The organism is Paraburkholderia sp. C35 (genome assembly GCF_003121405.1).
Lineage (GTDB): Bacteria > Pseudomonadota > Gammaproteobacteria > Burkholderiales > Burkholderiaceae > Paraburkholderia.
The window spans coordinates 90,838-109,733 of the sequence record NZ_QBUY01000011.1 but is presented as its reverse complement, the minus strand read 5'-3'; the positions used below and the strand labels follow the sequence as shown (position 1 = coordinate 109,733).

Genomic DNA, 18,896 nt, shown 5'->3' with positions numbered 1-18,896 from the left:
AGTGAGAGACATCAATGACAACGCGTGAAAAAAGCGAGCAGAAAGGAGCACGGCTCTATCTGGTGGACGACGATGAGTTCATTCGCGACTCGCTAGGTGCGCTATTCAGGTCTCGCAACGTTGCCTCCACAGGTTTTGCCGATCCCCGACAGTTTCTGGCATCGTGGCGATCAGACGGTATGAAGGAAAGTCCCGCGGTATTCCTGCTTGATGTGCGGATGCCTGGGATGTCCGGTTTCGAACTCTTCGAGCAGTTGAAGAAGCTCGGGTTGCCTGCACACAACCTGGTCATCTTCCTGACTGCTCACGGCGAGATTTCGATGGCTGTGGAGGCTATCAAAGCGGGTGCATATGACTTTCTCGAGAAGCCGTTCTCCGACAATCGGCTCGTGGACAAGGTCGTCGCGGGTATGAAGCATGCAGAAACGGTTTTTGCTTCTGAGGAACGAGAGCGGCTGCAGGCAAATGGGGAAGCGCTTACAGTGCGCGAGCTGGAAATCGCCGAACGGATCGTCGCGGGAAAGACGAACAAGATCATTGCGGAAGAGTTATTCATCAGCGTGCGTACGGTCGAAGTTCATCGGGCGAAGCTGTTTTATAAGCTGAACATCAAGAGTGCCGTGGAACTCGTTCCTCTCCTGAAGAAATGATCCCCTCTGCCTGGATTTCATTGAATCGTGAATGCTAACCGACGGAAATTGTTGGGGTTGGTTAGTGCGGCAGCGGCCGTCGGCGCAGGCGCGACATTGATGAGCCGCCAGGCGCGAGATCGAGAGGCTCCCATCGTTCTGCGCTTTAGCCATGTTGCCGCCGCGCATACGCCCAAGGGAAAAGCAGCACAGTACTTCAGTGAGGAAGTCGCGCGTGCGAGCGGTGGAGAAGTGAGAGTCGATGTCTTCCCGAACAGTATGTTGTACAAGGATGGGGAGGAACTCGAAGCACTGCAACTCGGAACGGTCGACATTATTGCTCCGTCGCTGTCAAAGCTCGCGTCGATTGGGCTTAATGGTTTTGCGGTTTTCGATTTGCCCTTTCTGTTCTCCGACTACGACAGTCTGCACGAGATCACAGACGGGCCGATCGGTCGAAAGATGCTCAAGCAGCTCGACCATGCGGGACTGGCAGGGAAGGCGTTCTGGGATAACGGCTTCAAGAATATGAGCGCTACGCGACCGCTGGCTGAGGTGAAAGACTTCGATCAGTTGCGTATGCGTATCCAGCCGTCAAAAATTATCGATCTACAGATGCGTTTGCTCGGCGCACGTACAGAAGATATCGCACTGGCGGACCTGCGCGATGCGCTCGCAAACAGGCTCGTCGATGGATGCGAAAACCCACCGTCGAACTTCCTGACGCAGAACCTTGCGCCCGTCCAGCCGTATATGACTGTGTCCCGGCACGGGTATCTGGGAAATCTGATGTTGGTAAACAGCGAGTTCTGGGCCCAACTGCCGCGTCATGTCCGGTCGCTGCTTGACGATTGCATCGATGCTGCGACCCGTTACGCTACGAGCATTGCAAGAATAGAAAACGAGCAGGCACTGGAGGTGATTGCGGGGACGAGGATGACTACGATCGTCGAGCTATCTGAACGACAGCGAAACGATTGGAAAAGGACGCTTGCGCCGGTTTATCAGCAGATAACAGATCCTCTATCGCTGGCACTTCTGGAAAAGGTACATCGCCGCTCGTAGGTCGATCAGGCTCGCCGCTTGTCGACTTACCGGTGTGGCGACGCGTCTGTCAATGCAGCGCTTGATCTATGCGAGGCGTTCCAGAAGAGAGTTCTCAAATACGTCGGTTGCCCGTCGCAAGTTACCGGGCTGTGAGGTTCGTACGATGATCGCGTCAAGATGTAGCGAGAAATCGGCGACGTCAACGATCATTAATTGGTCTCGCAGGGGACTCTCCTTGATGATGCTACGTGGGACCAAACCAAGCCCCATCCCTGCTGCAACGAGTCGAAGTTGCATCTCGGTACCGTGCGTATTGATGCTGATTTTCAGTTGCCGCCCCTTGCCTTCCATCGCTCGTTCAACGGCGGCACGATAACCGCATCCGAGTGGGTTGAGAATCCACTTTTGCTTTGCCAGCGCGTCAATCTCAGACTTCGAATCGACCAACGGGTGCGGCCTGCTCTGCACAACCACGACCTCTACCCGTTTGATAACACGCTCTTCTATGTCGTTTGGCAATTCTCTGCCGGCAACCACGAGCAGCGCTGCAGCGTCGAGCCGTCCGGAATCGACCATTTCCAGCAATCCAGGGCTCCAGCCAGTTTGAAGTTCTATATCCAAAGCAGGAAAGCTTGCTTTTAGCTGCACAACCGCATTGAACATGGCGATGTCAGCCAACGCATGCGTCAAGCCAAGACGGATTGTGCCCGTCGGCTCCGCACTTTCCCTCGTCACTGCCACCAGACCGTCGCGGTCCCGGAGCAACCGCACCCCTTGTTCGTAGACGCGCCGTCCTACAGCAGTCAGACCATGAGGTTTGACCGTGCGGTCTAAAAGCTCCACGCCTAGCGTACTTTCAAGCTGCTGCAAGCGGCGGGAGATCGCAGACTGTGTCAGCGACAGTTTGTCTGCGGCCTTGGTGAGGGACCGCAGGTCGGCGACAGCAACAAATGCCTCGATATCTTGCAGCAACATGCGCCTCTTTCATAAAGATGATGAGAATTATGCGCTTGTCGCGCATTTCGCGAGACTATAACCTATTTGAACTGCCGGTGTTGTCGGCTAACCGAAGTCCATTCAAAGGAAATTTCATCATGCCATTGGTTCGAATCAACATCTCCCAGACAGCTTCGAAAGACGTCGCGCGCACTGTCAGCGACGTCGTCTATGAAGCGATGATCAATGTCGCGAACGTGCCGCAACACGACAAGTTTCAGATCATTACCCGTCACGCATCGGAGGAGCTTGTTTATCCCGAAGAGGGATACCTTGGGATCAGCTACACCCCGCAAATCGTCTTCATTCAGGTGGTGTGGAACGCGGGAAGAACGACTGATACGAAGAAGGCTTTCTATAAGACCATCGCGGACGGCATTCATGAGAAGGCAGGGATTCGCAAGGAGGATGTGTTCATCAACCTCATCGACGTAGCGCGCGAGGATTGGTCGTTCGGTAACGGTGAGATGCAGTACGCGCCGAAGTGATACGCGTTCTTTCGAACTGATTTCACATACTTGACGATACAACCCCATGAAATTCGCAACGTTTGAACATCAGGGGAAGCAGCTCGTTGGCAGGGTGAGCGCCGATGGCGTACGGATTTCACCCTTGCCGGCAGACAGCATGCTCGATCTGATAGAGCGATATGAGCAGCTTGCTGCACAGATCGACACCGGGCATCCGGCGACGCTACTCCTTGATGAAGTGCGCCTGCTCGCGCCTATCCCTCATCCGCGCAAGAACATCTTTTGTGTCGGTAAAAACTATCGTGAGCACGCGTACGAGTTCTCCAAGAGCGGCTATGAAGCGGGAGCCGTAAAAGGCAGTGAAGTTGACGACTATCCTGCTGTCTTCACGAAGCCCGCAACCTCGGTTGTCGGACCCAACGATGCCGTGCTCACGCATCCTCAGGTAACGAATGCCGTCGACTACGAGGGCGAAGTGGCCATCGTCATCGGACGCCGCGGTCGCGATATAAAACGGGCGGATGCCGATAGTTACATCTGGGGTTACACGATCATCAACGATGTGACTGCTCGTGACCGGCAGAAGAATCACCGTCAGTGGTTTCTTGGAAAATCACTCGACACGTTTTGCCCGATGGGCCCGTTCATCGTGACCTCCGATGAATTGCAACACAACGACATAGCCATTCGCACGTGGGTCAACGGTGAACTGCGTCAAGACGCTCACACGCGGGACCTGATTTTTGATGTCCCAACGCTGATCGAAGCTATCTCTGCAGGATGTACCCTCGAACCGGGCGACATCATTTCGACGGGTACGCCGGCCGGGGTCGGTATTGGGCTCACACCGCCTAGATTTCTTAAATCCGGCGATATCGTCGAAATTGAAGTGGAAGGCATTGGACGGTTGAAAAACCACTTCGTCTGAGGCTACATGTGCAAGGCAACCTCCGTCGTTAGTTGCGGCGGGGGCTCGCGCGTGTCATATCATACGAATTTCTCAACGCGGCCATTGTCTCTGCCTGGTGACGGCCAGACTGCCTTGCTCCGCTAGCGAGATCCCGCCTGTTCGTGCCGCGCAATCAGTTCATCGACAACTCTATGCGCCGCCTCGATCTGATCCGTGATTGGTGTTGCGGCATCGGGGCTATGAAGAACAGAGCCTCCGAGTTGCTTCGCTGCTTGCGCCAAAGCGGGAGCCGTGGATGCCGTCGGATTGATGAACAGTGTGGTTTCGATACTCCCGAATTCAATATGTCTCAGGACGAGAAGAATCTCGAAACTACGGTAGACATCTCGTACAGGCTCTTGCACTTTTATCTCCTTCGGGTCATCCGGGTCACCTCTTACGGCAGGGTAACGGATGATCTAACCGCCTGCGTCGTCTACGTCCTGAGCCGACGCAAAATGCGGAAGCGTTAACGTTGCTAGCGCATGACTGCATGCCATGCGGCGCGAGGGCGTATTTGCAGAGGCGATGAGCCGATATCCGCACGCGCTGTTAAACCGGGGAACATCCTTATCCTCCGAGTTGCTAACCGATCAGAATCCCTGTCTGCGGCTCATAGTCGCGATGCTGATCCAGCTACCCATTTTGCCCGCCGTGATGTTTATCCCCAATGACGTAGATGCAATGATTTCGGCCACGACGTGCCTGTTCGCCGCTCCAAAGGGGTGCACGCTGCGCTCGCTACGATTTCTGACCAAACGTTCGCGCGATTGCATTGCCGAGTTCGCCAACAACTTCCGTCGAAGGACCCGCTGAGGCAGATATCGTGAACTCAACATCGGGCAGTGCAGGTAAGCCGGCCTCCGACGTGACCACACGCAAGCCTTGCATGAGACTCGATTGCGCGATCGGCGTCACGGCAAGGCCGGCCTGCGCGGCAGCGCAAAGGCTGGTCGCACTCGAACCAACCAGCACGATACGGTAATCGCGGCCCGCTCGAGCGAGTTCGGCCAGCGCGGCTTCGCGGTATGGACAAGGTTCGGGCAATACCGCCAGCGGAATCGGGACACCCGGCGCGAACGATGCCCATTCCGAGCCGACCCAAACGAGCGGTTCTCGCCACAACACACGTCCGTCGCTGGCGTCGTAGCAGCGTCCGCAAACTACGACGTCGAGTTCGCGTTGATCCAGGGCGTGCAGCAACTCAGCCGTGATGCCGACCCGGGCACTGAACTCGATACGCGGATAACGCTCGCTGAAGTTCTGCACGACGTTCATCAGTCGGGTATCGGCGAGGTCGTGTGAGAGCCCGATACGGATCGCACCCTCGCTCGGCACACGCGAAAGCACCGCCCGTGCATCGTGATTGAGTTTGAGAATGGCGCGCGCGTATCCCAACAGCAGCTCGCCGTCCGCGGTGAGCGTCACCGAGCGCGTCGTGCGCGCGAGCAGTTCGTGCCCGATCTGGCTTTCCAGCCGCCGCACATGAGCGCTCACCGCGGATTGAGTCAGATTGAGGCGGGTAGCGGCAGCCGTGAATCCACCCTCCGCAACGACTGCCACGAAAGAGCGCAACAACACCGTATCGAACATCAGACATCCCTCGCTTGATTCAGTGCGATCAAAACTTAATAAGGCGACAATACTTTGTTTATATTTCAAATTCAAATATGTTGCAATGATCACTCCTTTAACGCATTGGAGTCATCTCATGTCCACCCTGCTGCATATCGAAGCCTCTCCTCGCAAGCAACGATCCGCGTCGCTGGATGTTGCGCGCGCGTATCTGGAGGCTTATCGCGAGGCCCACCCGGATCATCGGATCGATGTCCTCGACCTTTGGGGCGTCGACTTACCCGAGTTCGACGGCGACGCGCTCAATGCCAAATACGCGGACCTGAGCGGCGCCACGCTCAGCGCAGGACAGCAGCAAGCCTGGGCAAGTATCCGACAGCTCGCGCAGCGCTTGCATGACGCGGACACGCTGCTGTTTTCGGTGCCACTGTGGAATTTCTCCATTCCCTACCGGCTCAAGCATTTCATCGACGTCGTCTCGCAGCGGAACATCCTGTTTTCCTTCGACGAAAAAGGGAGCGCGGGATTACTGAAAGACAAGAAGGCGGTGGTCGTGTATGCGCGAGGCCTCGACTATTCGATGGACTCGGGCACGCGGGCTCACTGGTTCGATTTTCAGCAGCCCTATATGGAGGCGTGGCTGCGCTTTGTCGGCGTCACCGATATCGAGCCTGTCGTCATCGAGAAGACACTCTATGGTGCCGAAGTCGATGAAACGGCGCGACAGGCGGCTCGCGCCCAGGCAGTGGCACTGGCCCGACGAGCATCGAATTGATCGTTAGACACAATCACGACAGGAACAACCATGCTCGTTAAACGGCAAATGGAAATAGAGTGGATCGAGGCCGGCGTGCCTGGCGTGCAGACCGCGATCCTCTGGGGCACCAAACAGGGCGATGGCGCGCATCTGACCCGCTTCGCGGCGAATGCCCGTGCGCCGAGGCATTCGCATGTCGGCGCCTGGGAGCAAATCTATGTCGTCCAGGGGCGGTTGAACCTTGGCGGCATCGACATACGGACAGGGGACACCGTGTATTCGCAGGGCGATGATGAGCATGACGCCGTAGCGCTGGAGGACACCGTCGTGCTCGTTACGCATCACGGCGGCACTCAACCTCTGGAGTAAGAGCGTGACGTCCGTTGCGATGGCAACCTTTAGACATGCGAGAACCGCTTCTGAGTGCAATTAGTGCCTTCAGAAGCGAGCCTTCCTTTCGCGCTTTAGCCACAAACGATGGAGCATGCGGGCCATGAAAGCGGTCCTGCGCGAAGGGGCGTAACGCTTCCCCGGAATTCTGCATTGGCGTGGCGCGTGGCCGTCGATGGGTGTTATTGCAGAAAGATGTAGCGAGCAAGATAGGGAGAACTGCCGACCTGATGTTCCTGAGCACACGGCTCGGAAGGCGGAATACCACCCACGGTATCGATCCGTTGCACGTATCGCACACCAGCCAGAATGCCGTCGGCGGTACTCTTCGTTTCGAGCAGGAGTTGCGCGATGCTGTTTGGGCTTGCACTCGGTACCTGTGAAATCACATGCCCGACTATTCTGCTGCCATCAGTGGCCTGCCAGGACGGCCCAACGTCATGCTCGATCACCGCACGGCCGGCGCTGTCGTAGAGCGTGGCCCTTGGATGTTGAAAAACCCACCCGAGATGGCCAGTCTTGTCGAGCTCGCACGAGTAGATCTGTACGCCCGTCGCCGTGGTAGCGATAAGCGGCTGGGCACCGGGCGGCACGAGCGAAGCCGGCGTGACACCCGCGGCTCGCGCCATCAGTGGCGATGTGAAAGCGAATACGACTGCAAACGCAAGCTGTCGCAACGAGGTGCGACTCGGACGAAGCAGGCCATGGAAGGAGCGAAGGCGAAATGGAAGCATCTTGACGACCGAGTTTGGGATTGTCGGAACTACCGGTTGCTCTATCAGAACATTTGAGCGGACCGACTTATTCCATAGCCGTAAAGACGGGCTAACATGGCGAAGATGCACACCTCGGTGGCGACTGCTCATGGGCACGCGATGACACGGTCGCGTGTGCTCCAGTCAAGTTGCCGCCGGTATTCGCCTCGCAAACACTATCAAATTCCCCGGTCAAGCTGGCACTTGATCAGGCGCGAGAGAAAAAAGCGGGTTAATGGCTGCGAGGTTCGGGCTCTGGTACGTCCGAAAGCCCATTCGGGAACAGCATTCGCGCAGTAGATATGATGTTCAGATACTCGCGCAGCAGCTTGATTTTTCCGCCTTCTGCGAGAAGATGAGTTACATAATCCTGCGCGTACACCCGGTCCGTATCGTTGATGAGTCCATCCGTATGGTACTCAGCGAAAAGACCGTTTCCACCCTTCAATTCGTGGATGCTGACGTTCGACACAGTGAGCGAAGAGAAGCGCGATCGAATGAGATTAAGCACTTCCCGAATGGCCGCTTTGCCTTCGAATCGGGTGTTCATGCCGAGAGTCGAAAAATAGGGGAATTCGAACACGCCATCATCGGCAAAGAGTTCGACGCATCGATCGACCGAGGTATCAAGGTTTCTCAGGCAATCGAAGAATTCGTTGATCAGTTCGTTAGGGGATGACATATGGGCATTCCTGTTGCGAGACGAAGCCACGCGCAGCGCATGTTTCAGCGAGTCAGCGCGTGGCAATTCGCGTGAGAGGTCGGCTTCGTCGTCAGATTTGAGCAATCCCGCCGTCGACGAAGAACTCGCTTCCGGTTACGAAGCTGCTTTCATCGGATGCGAGAAACGCAGCGACTTTCGCGACTTCATCGTCGCGGCCGATTCGTGCAAGCGGCGTGACGCTGGCGGCGAAATCGAAAAAGCCACTCACTTCATCTTTTGTGATGCCCATTTTGTCGTGGCCGGGGGTTTCAATGACGCCGGGACTCACGACATTCACACGGATATTCCTGCCCTTGAGGTCCGACGCCCACGTACGAGCGAAAGAGCGGACGGCCGCCTTGGTTGCGCTATAGATGCTCCAGCCGCCAAACCCCTTACTGCCGACGATCGAGCCAGTGAGAATGATCGAGCCGCCTGCACGAATCAAGGGCAGCGTCTTCTGAACGGTCCAGATGACGCCTTTGACATTCGTATTCAGAAGACCGTCGATATGTTCTTCCGTCAGATTGCCAAGCGGTGCAGGCTTCGCAAACCCCGCGTTTGCGAACACGATGTCGACGTGCCCGACTTCTGCTTTCACGAGGTCGTGAAGGCGATCCACGTCGGCAGGGTTGGTGACGTCGCCGGGAACCGCGACAGCACGTGCGCCGAGGCCACGCACGGCTTCTTCCAGTTCGGCCTGTCGTCGGCCGGTGAGGTAGACACGGGCTGCGCCGTCGTCGAGGAAGGCTTTGGCCGTTGCAAGACCAATACCCGAATTGGCGCCGGTAATGATGGCGGTTTTATCTTTGAGCCGAGACATTGAGGTTCTCCATTCTGTAGAAACGTGGGCGCGCGGTAACGGTCGACGAGCACTTTGCTGTAGTCCGTCGGTCGCGCCCCTGAAACGGGTGATGCCCGATTTCGACAGTCTGGGGGTTGCACGCCATGGCGACAATGTCATAATTGCCACCATTCTCGCCATCGGATGTCAGCCATGCACAAGGTCGGTTTTATCGTCTATCCCACCTTCCAGCTGGTCTGTCTCGCGGCCAGTTCGGTGTTCGAGGTCGCCGATCGTGTCCTCGAAACGCCGCATTACGAGGTTTCGATCCGCTCGGAAGCGGGTGGCACGATCAGGGGAAGTGCGGCCGTCTCGGTGCAGAGCGAGCCGCTCGGAAACGAGTATTTCGACAGCATCATTGTTTGCGGCGGCGAGGCGCTGCCGGAAGCATCGGCTGGGCTGGCGGCGTATTTGCGCGGCGCGGTGGCGAGTACATCAAGGATCGCAGCCATCTGTACGGGCGCATTCATTCTGGCCCAGGCGGGTCTTCTGGCGAATCGTCGCGCGACAACGCATTGGATGATGGCTGCCGAACTGGAGCGACGCTACCCGGACGTTCACGTCGAAGCCGACCGGATCTTCGTGCAGGACGGTCAGATCTGGACATCTGCCGGTATGAGTGCCGGAATCGATATGGCGTTGGCAATGGTGGAATATGACCACGGCATCGAGGTTGCCCGCTCGGTTGCGCGCCAGCTTGTTCTCTATCATCGCCGCGCTGGTGGACAGTCTCAGTACTCGACGCTGCTTGAGTTGTCGCCCAAATCGGATCGGATTCAAAACGCGCTCAGCTATGCGCGAGCCAATCTGAAGAACGCGCTGTCATTGGATGAACTCGCCGAAGCGGCTCGATTGAGCTCGCGGCAATTTAGCCGCGCGTTTCGTGATGAGACCGGTCAGACGCCCGCGAAGGCCGTGGAGCGGCTGCGTGTCGAGGCCGCGCGCCAGATGCTGGAGCAGGGACGTCATACGATCGAAACGATTGCGTACGAGACCGGTTTTGCTGACCGTGAGCGTATGCGACGCGCTTTCTTGCGCACGCTGGGGCAGCCGCCTCAGACCGTGCGTCGCAATGCCACCTGACGTTGCGCCATTGCTGCGAGCGAGTGAGAGCATTGTTCTCCAATGCATCTGCGAATGACCACGCAAAAGCGGCGTGGCCGAATTCGTTGCGTCTACGTCATTGAGGATATGCATGCGCTTCCATACCATTCCCTTTATCTGATGGCGTATTGCCGTGTATTCGAAAAGGCTTGCGTCAAATGAGGTCTGAGTCCCTATCCGACTCGAGTCGGGTCGTAGTCAACAAAATGGTCAACGTGGCATCGCCGTCTTGACGCATTTCTGAAGCTGAGGCTGTTATGGATCAACTTGCATCGATGCGTGCATTCGTCACGGTCGCAAGAACGCAAAGTTATACGAAGGCTGCGGACATTCTCAACGTGTCGAGAGCCGCGCTGTCTCGCGCGATATCCGATCTGGAAACGCACACGAGTTCGCGGCTTTTGAACCGGACGACACGCCGTGTTGCGCTGGCCGAAACCGCGAGAGACTATTTCGAGTCGTGCGCGAGAATAATCGACGAGTTGGAGCAGGCTGAGCGACGTCTTATCGATGACAAGACATCGGAATGTGGATACGTGCGGGTAGTCGCGCATCCACTTGCCGTGGCCGCAGGTATCTCGACCATGCTCGATGCGTTCGGCGCAACGGCCCCGTGCATAAAGATCCATCTGACGGTGCAGGATGGCCCGCTCAATCTCATCGAGTCTGGCTATGATCTGTCGATTTATCCTCCCGATCGCATAGCGAACGCGACGGTTGTGAACCGTCCGCTTTTTCGATCCGGTTTCGTATTCGTGGCCAGTCCGCAATACCAGCAAAGAAGTGCACCGTTGAAAACGATCTGTGATTTGCCGCAGCATCGGATAATCGACGGGCGTGAAGAGGCTGCAAGAAAAGGACTGGAAATCTCATTGGATACCAGTGCGTGTTCTGCGGCGCCGTTGCAGAGTGCCGATCTGAATGTACCTGGCGCGATTGCGAGAGAGCTCGCCCTCGCTGGCGCGGGTATCGCTTTGCTGCCTGAAGTGATTGTTCGCCGTGAGCTGGCGCGAGGCGACCTCAGGAAGGTTGCTTTAGATGAGGACATGTCCCTCGGCGGGATCGATCTCGGCGTTCAGTATCAACAGGCCAGTTCTATTCCACGAAGGACAAGGACGTTCATCGATGCCTGCCTGGGATATTTCCGCTCGCTAGATGCGCATCAGGAATTAACGGCTCCGTCCGCCTCTGTCTGATTCGTCGCGAGGCGCGGTATAAATGGACAGAACATCCGTGCGCTGGAAGGTACGCGACTTGTCGCTCGGCGCACGCGAAGAAGAACCCGAAACTGAATCGAACTGGTCACGCGGTTTACGCGATGTAGCGCCGCCGTCCACATATTCACAAGGACGGCGGCGCACTCAAGCCCGATAACCCAACTACTTACTTGCTCGCAGCCAGACCATAACGCGCCGCAGGCGCCGCGTTGCCGAACTTCTGCGAGATCGCACGGCGACCCGCTTCCCACTGGTTCCAGTCTTCTGCGTCATGCAGACCCGGAATCGTCACGATTTCGCCAGCGTCGAGGCCTGCCAGCGCAGCGTCGACCAGGTTTGCCGCCGACATCGTGATCGGCGAGGTCTTCTGATCCGAATAGCCTGCGACGTCCCAGAACTCGGTAGCCGTTGCGCCCGGCAGCACCGATTGCACGCGAACGCCCTTACCGGCCAGATCGCGTTGCAGCGCGTGGCCAAAGCTGATGACATACGACTTCGATGCGCTGTACACGCCGTTCAGCATTTCGACCGCGATGCCGACCACCGACGCGATATTGACGATCGTGCCCGTGCCGCGCGCCACGAAAGCGGGAGCGGCAGCATAAGTGAGACGCGTCAGCGCGGTGATGTTGAGGGCGATCATGTCTTCCATCGTGTCGACGTCACCTTTCAGGATCGAGTTGACCGAACCGATGCCGGCGTTGTTGACGAGCATGGTGATGCTTGCGTCATCGCGCAGTACAGCTTCGACGCGGCGAACGCCAGCCTTATCGTTGAGGTCTTCGGCCAGGTACTTCACCGAGCGGCCCGTTTCGGCTGCCAGGCGGGCCGACAATGCCTTCAGGCGTTCTTCATTGCGGGCGACCAGAATGAGGTCGTAGCCGCGCTTCGCGAGACGGTCGGCATAGATAGCGCCGATGCCGGTCGACGCGCCAGTAACGAGGGCAGTACCTTTCGAATTGCTCATGATTTGCTCCAATGGGTTAGGCCGATAAATTTCGACTTCGAGACGAAAGATACGCCCGCCCGGCGTTGTCGCAAATGTCAGATACGCAACGATTCCGGCCATGACGCAAAACGCGGTCATGGCGTCCGATTCTTGAGAACTGAGCTTCGTGACAGAAGGCCAGCGCTGCTGGAGCCGCGATGGCAACAGAGTCCCTGGATCAACAGACGGAAGGATGCGTAGCGATGCGGCAAAGCGAACATGAGACGCGGCGAGGCGACGCAGGGCATGCGGAAAACGCCTGCCATATGCCGCTGGCCACACGTTGAAGGTGCGCGGCAAGCTGTCCGTATGCGGAAGAGAGCTTGCCGTCTTTATCGCCGCTCAGATCAGGCGGCAGAATGCTGATTGCAGAGCATGAGCGTGCTTGCTAACGTCAAGCGCGCTGCGCACGGCACGAATTGGATCAAGCCGGAACGGAGGGAGCGGCGGTGCGCTGTATCGACTGCGGCGGCTGGCCGAACGCTCGCAGAAACGCCCGGCGCATACGCTCGCGATCACCGAAGCCCGTTTCCCGCGCAATCTTGTCGATTGGATGACGGCCCGTTTCCATCATGGTTCTCGCCGCTTCGACGCGAAGGCGTTCCACAGCCTTGGCCGGCGACTGACCAGTCTCCTCGCGGAAGATCCGGCTGAATTGGCGAGGGCTGAGGTTAGCGGCTTCCGCAAGTTCCTCGACTGATAGTTCCGACGTCAGGTGCTCTTTTGCATAGGCCAAGGCGCCTTGCACGCGATCTGTCTTGGCGTCGAGTTCGAGCAACGCAGAGTACTGCGACTGGCCGCCTGCACGCCGATGCGTCACGACAAGTTTCCGGGCAATGTCGCGAGCAATCTTCTGCCCTAGATCCTTTTCAACCAGTGCAAGAGCAAGATCGACACCCGCACTCATGCCTGCGGAAGTCCAGATATGTCCGTCGATCATGAAGATGCGGTCTTCTTCCATCTGTACATTCGGATAGGCACGTTGAAACGCCCTCGCAAACTGCCAGTGTGTGGTGACCCGACGTCCGTCCAGCAAGCCTGCCTCTGCGAGGACAAATGCCCCGGTACAGATGGCGCAGATCCGTCGCGAATGCCGGCTGGAAGCGCGCAGATATTCCTTGAGGCCTTCGCTCGGCTTCGCCGTTTCGTTGTCGCCGGTAACGATCAACGTGTCGAATTTACGTCGGACGAACGTACTGGTTTCGACCGAAAAGCCTTGAGACGATTTGATCAGTCCACCGAGTTCCGAAACCAGCGACAGATCGTAGATCTGTTCGCCGCTCATGATGTTGGCGTATTCGAACACGGTCGCAACAGCGAGTCCGAGCGATTGAAAGTTGGGATAGACGACGAGTCCAACCTTATGCATGGCAACCTCCGAATGATGAAGACGTCGATGGCTGAAATCGTTGCATCTACGTCATTGATGCCAATGATCGCATAGATCCAGAATTCGTACATGCTGAGCGATCAGTAAATATTGTCGGAGAAGTGGCTTGCTCGAAGGCGTCAGCAAGGGCGCTGCAGTCCTGACTGGCGACGTCAAGTGGTGTCAGTGCGTGCAGCGCTGTCCGTTTGCACGATCGCATAGTTCGCCCGGTAAAATGGAGACCCGATGAGGCGCGATGAACACTCGATGCCGCCCTGACTGCATGGCGCACCGCGCGCTTCCGATCTCCTTGCTACTGCGCGATTCAATCCACGTGTGAAGACTGCTACCCTCGAAGAACTGCGTGACGGCCAATTCGCCGGTGCGCGTCAGCTGAAGCTCGCGTGCGGGTTGACCGAAATGCCACGCGAGATCTTCGATCTTGCCGACACGCTCGAAGTGCTCGACCTCTCGGGCAATGCGCTCACATCGCTGCCGGATGACTTGCCGAAGCTGCGGCGCCTGCGCATCCTGTTCGCGTCGAACAATCAGTTTACCGAGTTGCCGGCTGTGCTTGGCGAGTGCGAATCGCTGAGCATGATCGGCTTTAAAGCGAACCGCATCCGGCATGTTCCGGGGCGCGCGCTGCCGCCGCAATTGCGCTGGTTGATCCTGACCGATAACGACATCGAAACGCTGCCTGCCGAAATCGGCGAGCGTCCGAATTTGCAGAAGCTGATGCTTGCCGGTAATCGGCTGCGATCGTTGCCCGCGACGATGGCTGCTTGCAGCCGACTCGAACTGCTGCGCATTTCAGCGAACCGGCTCGAGGCATTGCCCGACTGGCTGCTACGCTTGCCGCGGCTCACCTGGCTTGCGTACGCCGGCAATCCGCTGAACGCCGCGCGCGAACAGGTGGCGCTGGCCGATACGACTGCGCCGGAAATCGACTGGCACACGCTCGCGTTGGGACAAACGCTCGGTGAGGGCGCATCCGGCGTAACGCATCGCGCGACGCGTCTGCTGAGCGACGGGCACCCGACCGAGGCCGTTGCCGTCAAGTTGTATAAGGGCGCGGTGACGAGCGATGGTTTGCCGGAGCTTGAAATGGCCGCGTGTCTACGGGCCGGCGAGCACCCGAATCTCATCCCGGTGGTTGGCAAGATCAAGGGGCATCCGCTCGACGAGCATGGTCTCGTGATGAAGCTGATCCATCCGTCGTTCGGCAATCTCGCGGGGCCGCCTAGCCTCGATTCCTGTACACGCGATGTCTATGAGCCGGAGATACGCTTCGACAGGCCGGTCGCGTTGCAGATCGCGCGTGGAATTGCATCGGCGGCGCAGCATCTGCATCGACGCGGAATCATGCACGGCGCCCTTTATGGACACAACATCCTGCATGACGGTGCGGGGCATGTATTGCTCGGCGACTTCGGCGCGGCGTCGCTTCATGATATCGACGATCACGCATTGGCCCAGTCGCTTGAACGGATCGAGGCGCGTGCGTTTGGCTGCCTGCTCGAAGAGCTTTCGCATCGTTTGGCAGGAGAGGTCGATGATCTTGCCGCCGGGTTCGATGGGCTGGTTGAAGCGTGTCTCGGCGAGCGCATCGAGATGCGCCCTTCGTTCGATGAGATTATCGAGCGGCTCTCAGCACTGAGTATTTGAATCGAACAACGTCGCCATGACGCGGCCGTTCATCCGGCGCGCAGTACTTGAATCCGATAGTTCGCCGGTGACCGCATCGACACAGAATCCAGTCATGTGGTCACTGGCGCTCGCGACGACGGCTTTTAACGCTGATTACATCGGTGCTGTTTCCTCTGCTGCCTGAGGTTCCGCATGCCACGATGAGCATGGGATAGCCTGCGCGGGTTTAATGTAGAAGACGCGCTCCGCGAGCGACTGTCTGGTTTGAAATGCCTTTGGATTGTCTCTCCGTATATCGGATATGGTCTTGTCCAAAGATTCCAGATCCTGTTTAGCGGCGAGCACTAGCTGCGTTCTTTGCAGGCTGGTGAGATGAATATACATATAGACCTCATGCGTGTTTGACGATACCAAAGCGAATGACCGGCCCCATTTAAGACACTCGAAGCGTTTCACTCAAGGCACAGCTTGAACGCGTTTTGTTAGCAGAGGGTTAGCGAAATTCTCTCGATAGCTCTTCGTCGTTTGCGCAACTTTTCCTGGTGCTGTGATGGCTACTGTGGGCGGTTGCCGCCGCTGTCACAGCGCGAGCAGATTTGGCCCTGCCAGCGGCGCGCCAAATTGCTGAATACGCCCACCCTCAGCCAGACCGCCGAGATCAACAGGGCAGAATCCTGTAGACGACAAAATCGCAGATACGACCTTCTTGGCCTTCTCGTCGTCGCCACTTAGAAACATCACCCTGCGCCCACCCGCTTCGGCAGGGTCTCTCTCCAGCACCTTGTAATACAGCGTGTTCAACGTCTTGACGATTCGAGCACCGGGCAGCATGTCAGCCACAATTTCACTCGATGTCCTGCCGCCAAGGTCGGCTCTACGAAAATCAGGTGCATAGCTGAGCAAGGCGTTCGTGGCGTCGACAACAATCCGACCGGACCAATCGATGTTTCGTTGCTGCAGAGATCGAAGCTGGGTCCATGGCAATGCCAGCACGACTACATCCGCTTCCGCCGCTGCTTCTACTGACGCGGCCGATGCCTGCGTGCCGAATGCACTCATCAGATTCGCGAGCGATTCAGGCCCGCGGCGATTGCTGAAAACTACCGAATGCCCGCTACGCAGCAGGTGTTTCGAATATGCCTGGGCGAGATAGGCTGCGCCGACGAAGCCGATCTTCATGGAAGCCTCTTCTTGAGTAAAAGCCATAGATGTCGATGGCGTAACTCTAGCGACGAATACATGGCGGAAAAATGCCGATCTTCCTAATTCATATTCCACACCTGTAGATAATCGCTCCAAAAAAAGAGAGCGAGACTGAAACGGCCTAACTGCATTCTGTGTTTTCGCGCGGTGATCAATTTGCGCGTAGATACCTTGAAACAGTGAAGCAAGGCCAATAGATGAAATTTGAAAGACGGTTGGAATAAACGCAATCGACCGTTGTTTGCCATTCCGAAGAAGCTCTCGAGGAGATATCTGATGCGCATTCGTTGGTCGCGGCCCTACACGTTATCGGGCGTACTTGTCTTGATGCTGTCCATGTTTTCCTCGCCTCTGGTGTTCGCAGGCAGCACTGCGTCTGGACCAGAGGCGGCCTATCTGAAAGAGAACGACGTTGCCATGACACGGATGATGGACGCGATGTCCGTCGATCCGACTGGCGATGTCGATCACGATTTCGTCGCCATGATGATCCCACACCATCAGGGAGCAATTGACATGGCCGAGGCAGAACTGCGTTACGGCAAGAACGAGCAGCTGCGGCGTATCGCACAGGAAATTGTGATCGAGCAGCAGCAGGAGATCGTAGCGATGCACGTCGCGCTCGGTCAGTCACAACCGCCGTCATCGGGATCCAGAGGGCCGACGGGCGGTGAATCAAACGCCGCGATGGGACACGCGCCAGTCGTCGGCAATGACGCCATGCATATGCATGGCTCTCAACAGATGTCTACCAGTGAGGAAAAATGATGAGACGTCGGCATTTCCAGTTGGGTGTGATCGCCGGGGCGATCGGGTTTGGGCTGTCCGCTGTCGCCTTTGCAGGGCAAGCGCCGGGCATCGACACGGCACCGGATGTCCCGGTGACTCACCATGACCGCGTGTATGCAGCCGAACAGTTCTCCAATACCGTATCGGTAACGGACCCTGTCGATAACAAGCTGCTCGGTGTGATCCGTCTGGGTGATCCGTCGCCGGGAAATTTCAGCCCGCTATATCGCGGTCAGGTACTGGTTCATGGCATGGGCTTTTCGCCGGATCATAAGACCCTCGCAGTGGTGTCGATTGGATCGAATTCGGTATCGTTCATCGATACGGCGACCAACTCCGTCAAGCATGTGACGTATGTGGGTCGCTCGCCTCATGAAGCCTTTTTCACACCGGATGGAAAGGAGGTCTGGGTCACCGTACGCGGCGAAAACTATGTGTCGGTTCTGGACGGCACCACCTTCGAAGAGAAGACCAGAATCACGACGCCAGCAGGTCCGGGCATGCAGATCTTCTCTCCCGATGGAAAGTACGGTTATATCTGTTCATCGTTCAATCCGGAAACGGATGTCGTGTCGGTGGCCAGTCACGAGATTGTCGGGAAAGTGAAGCAGGACAGTCCGTTCTGCCCGAACATTGCTGCGACGCCTGACGGCAAACAGGTCTGGTTCACGCTCAAGGACGTGGGCAGGACGCAGGTGTTCGAAGCAACGCCTCCGTTCCGACTACTCAAAACAATCGACACGGGGCCGATCACGAATCACGTGAACATCGTGAAGAACTCTAACGGCATGTTCGCTTATGTCACGGTGGGTGGACTCAACGAGGTGAAAGTTTTCCGAACCGATAACTATGCACAGGTTGCTACCATTCCCGTCGGTAGTCTGCCGCATGGCATCTGGCCGTCGGGTGACGGCTCGCGCGTTTATGTAGGGCTGGAGAACGGTGACGCGCTCGCCGCTATCGACACGATGACCAACAAGGTCATTGCCCAGATTCCGATCGGCCAGGCGCCGCAGGCTGTCGTCTATGTTCCAGATGCGGTACCCGATGGTGAAGGGCGTCAGAACCTGCAAGCGTTGGGCGTCGCCGGCAACGTGTCCCACATCCAGCTGACAGCCGCGGGCGGCGGTGCCAACGCGTCTGACAAGTCACCGACGAGTGTTGCACTGTTCGATCAGGGCCTGCTTCAGGTGCTACAGGCGTCAGTGACAGGACTCACGCCGAAGCATCCATACGTACTGGGTCTTTCCGATAAAGCAGATGGCAGCAGTCCAATTGAAGGTCTGGCGAACTTTATGACCAACCCGGCGGGGTCGGCGATCGTCAATGCGATTAGCCAGATCAGGCAGGTGGTGTCCGTCAACGATCCGCAGCAAACGGGTATGCGACGTTATCTGGTGATCGCACCGCAGATTGAAGGAAAGCCGGGACCGGTCGTGCAAGTTCAAGGGTTGTGAGTTC

Annotated in this window: 20 protein-coding genes; 11 read left to right on the top strand and 9 right to left on the bottom strand. The window is 57.3% G+C overall.

Annotated elements, in window-relative coordinates; genetic code table 11:
• The first annotated feature begins 14 nt into the window (after positions 1–14).
• Positions 15–650 carry a response regulator gene (locus DK391_RS10140; protein WP_109477875.1) on the top strand — a complete coding sequence of 212 codons (636 nt, stop codon included), beginning with the start codon at positions 15–17 and terminating at the stop codon, positions 648–650.
• Positions 651–749: 99 nt separating this feature from the next.
• Positions 750–1,694, top strand: a complete 945-nt coding sequence (locus tag DK391_RS10135) for a DctP family TRAP transporter solute-binding subunit (RefSeq protein ID WP_109477874.1) — start codon at positions 750–752, stop codon at positions 1,692–1,694.
• Between the two features lie 66 nt (positions 1,695–1,760).
• On the opposite strand, the gene DK391_RS10130 is transcribed toward DK391_RS10135, so the two are convergent.
• Positions 1,761–2,651: a LysR family transcriptional regulator gene (locus DK391_RS10130; protein ID WP_109477873.1), complete on the bottom strand. Its 891-nt coding sequence runs from the start codon at positions 2,649–2,651 to the stop codon at positions 1,761–1,763.
• Between the two features lie 119 nt (positions 2,652–2,770).
• Between DK391_RS10130 and DK391_RS10125 the strand changes: the two genes are divergently transcribed.
• Together DK391_RS10125 and DK391_RS10120 are read left to right on the top strand one after the other, a co-directional pair.
• Entirely contained in the window at positions 2,771–3,160 is a 390-nt protein-coding gene (locus tag DK391_RS10125; protein ID WP_109477872.1) for a tautomerase family protein, read from the top strand.
• 46 nt (positions 3,161–3,206) lie between these two features.
• Complete coding sequence (locus DK391_RS10120) at positions 3,207–4,070, top strand: fumarylacetoacetate hydrolase family protein (protein WP_109477871.1); 864 nt, start codon at positions 3,207–3,209, stop codon at positions 4,068–4,070.
• Between the two features lie 122 nt (positions 4,071–4,192).
• Here the strand turns inward: DK391_RS10120 and DK391_RS44255 are convergent, their stop codons facing one another.
• Both DK391_RS44255 and DK391_RS10110 read right to left on the bottom strand, forming a co-directional pair.
• Positions 4,193–4,456, bottom strand: coding sequence for a hypothetical protein (locus DK391_RS44255; RefSeq protein WP_162600774.1), 264 nt, complete (start codon positions 4,454–4,456; stop codon positions 4,193–4,195).
• Between the two features lie 376 nt (positions 4,457–4,832).
• Positions 4,833–5,684, bottom strand: coding sequence for a LysR substrate-binding domain-containing protein (locus tag DK391_RS10110; protein WP_109477869.1), 852 nt, complete (start codon positions 5,682–5,684; stop codon positions 4,833–4,835).
• Positions 5,685–5,802: 118 nt separating this feature from the next.
• Between DK391_RS10110 and DK391_RS10105 the strand changes: the two genes are divergently transcribed.
• Both DK391_RS10105 and DK391_RS10100 read left to right on the top strand, forming a co-directional pair.
• Positions 5,803–6,441 carry an NAD(P)H-dependent oxidoreductase gene (locus DK391_RS10105; RefSeq protein ID WP_109477868.1) on the top strand — a complete coding sequence of 213 codons (639 nt, stop codon included), beginning with the start codon at positions 5,803–5,805 and terminating at the stop codon, positions 6,439–6,441.
• 30 nt (positions 6,442–6,471) lie between these two features.
• The gene (locus tag DK391_RS10100) at positions 6,472–6,792 is read left to right on the top strand and encodes a cupin domain-containing protein (RefSeq protein WP_109477867.1); all 321 of its coding nucleotides are present in this window, start codon (positions 6,472–6,474) and stop codon (positions 6,790–6,792) included.
• Positions 6,793–6,995: 203 nt separating this feature from the next.
• On the opposite strand, the gene DK391_RS10095 is transcribed toward DK391_RS10100, so the two are convergent.
• The 3 genes from DK391_RS10095 to DK391_RS10085 all read right to left on the bottom strand — a co-directional run bounded on the left by DK391_RS10095 (position 6,996) and on the right by DK391_RS10085 (position 9,256).
• Positions 6,996–7,442 (bottom strand): DUF3455 domain-containing protein, encoded by a 447-nt coding sequence (locus tag DK391_RS10095; RefSeq protein WP_239482782.1) that lies wholly within the window; start codon positions 7,440–7,442, stop codon positions 6,996–6,998.
• Between the two features lie 358 nt (positions 7,443–7,800).
• Positions 7,801–8,355, bottom strand: coding sequence for a nuclear transport factor 2 family protein (locus DK391_RS10090; protein ID WP_162600773.1), 555 nt, complete (start codon positions 8,353–8,355; stop codon positions 7,801–7,803).
• Complete coding sequence (locus DK391_RS10085; RefSeq protein WP_343225415.1) at positions 8,342–9,256, bottom strand: SDR family oxidoreductase; 915 nt, start codon at positions 9,254–9,256, stop codon at positions 8,342–8,344. The genes DK391_RS10090 and DK391_RS10085 overlap by 14 nt, the downstream gene beginning before the upstream one ends.
• 12 nt (positions 9,257–9,268) lie before the next feature.
• Between DK391_RS10085 and DK391_RS10080 the strand changes: the two genes are divergently transcribed.
• Together DK391_RS10080 and DK391_RS10075 are read left to right on the top strand one after the other, a co-directional pair.
• The gene (locus tag DK391_RS10080; protein ID WP_109477907.1) at positions 9,269–10,198 is read left to right on the top strand and encodes a GlxA family transcriptional regulator; all 930 of its coding nucleotides are present in this window, start codon (positions 9,269–9,271) and stop codon (positions 10,196–10,198) included.
• Positions 10,199–10,476: 278 nt separating this feature from the next.
• Positions 10,477–11,415 carry a LysR family transcriptional regulator gene (locus tag DK391_RS10075; protein ID WP_109477863.1) on the top strand — a complete coding sequence of 313 codons (939 nt, stop codon included), beginning with the start codon at positions 10,477–10,479 and terminating at the stop codon, positions 11,413–11,415.
• Positions 11,416–11,602: 187 nt separating this feature from the next.
• On the opposite strand, the gene DK391_RS10070 is transcribed toward DK391_RS10075, so the two are convergent.
• Both DK391_RS10070 and DK391_RS10065 read right to left on the bottom strand, forming a co-directional pair.
• On the bottom strand, positions 11,603–12,406 hold the full coding sequence (locus tag DK391_RS10070; protein WP_204117331.1) for an SDR family oxidoreductase: 804 nt from the start codon (positions 12,404–12,406) through the stop codon (positions 11,603–11,605).
• Between the two features lie 442 nt (positions 12,407–12,848).
• The gene (locus DK391_RS10065; RefSeq protein WP_109477862.1) at positions 12,849–13,793 is read right to left on the bottom strand and encodes a GlxA family transcriptional regulator; all 945 of its coding nucleotides are present in this window, start codon (positions 13,791–13,793) and stop codon (positions 12,849–12,851) included.
• Positions 13,794–14,129: 336 nt separating this feature from the next.
• Between DK391_RS10065 and DK391_RS10060 the strand changes: the two genes are divergently transcribed.
• Positions 14,130–15,461: a leucine-rich repeat-containing protein kinase family protein gene (locus tag DK391_RS10060; RefSeq protein ID WP_275426815.1), complete on the top strand. Its 1,332-nt coding sequence runs from the start codon at positions 14,130–14,132 to the stop codon at positions 15,459–15,461.
• 561 nt (positions 15,462–16,022) lie between these two features.
• On the opposite strand, the gene DK391_RS10050 is transcribed toward DK391_RS10060, so the two are convergent.
• Complete coding sequence (locus tag DK391_RS10050; protein WP_109477904.1) at positions 16,023–16,622, bottom strand: NAD(P)-binding domain-containing protein; 600 nt, start codon at positions 16,620–16,622, stop codon at positions 16,023–16,025.
• Positions 16,623–16,982: 360 nt separating this feature from the next.
• On the opposite strand from DK391_RS10050, the gene DK391_RS10045 reads away from it, so the two are divergent.
• Both DK391_RS10045 and DK391_RS10040 read left to right on the top strand, forming a co-directional pair.
• Positions 16,983–17,414: a DUF305 domain-containing protein gene (locus DK391_RS10045; RefSeq protein ID WP_239482785.1), complete on the top strand. Its 432-nt coding sequence runs from the start codon at positions 16,983–16,985 to the stop codon at positions 17,412–17,414.
• On the top strand, positions 17,414–18,892 hold the full coding sequence (locus DK391_RS10040) for a YncE family protein (RefSeq protein ID WP_109477859.1): 1,479 nt from the start codon (positions 17,414–17,416) through the stop codon (positions 18,890–18,892). The genes DK391_RS10045 and DK391_RS10040 overlap by 1 nt, the downstream gene beginning before the upstream one ends.
• Positions 18,893–18,896: the final 4 nt, after the last annotated feature.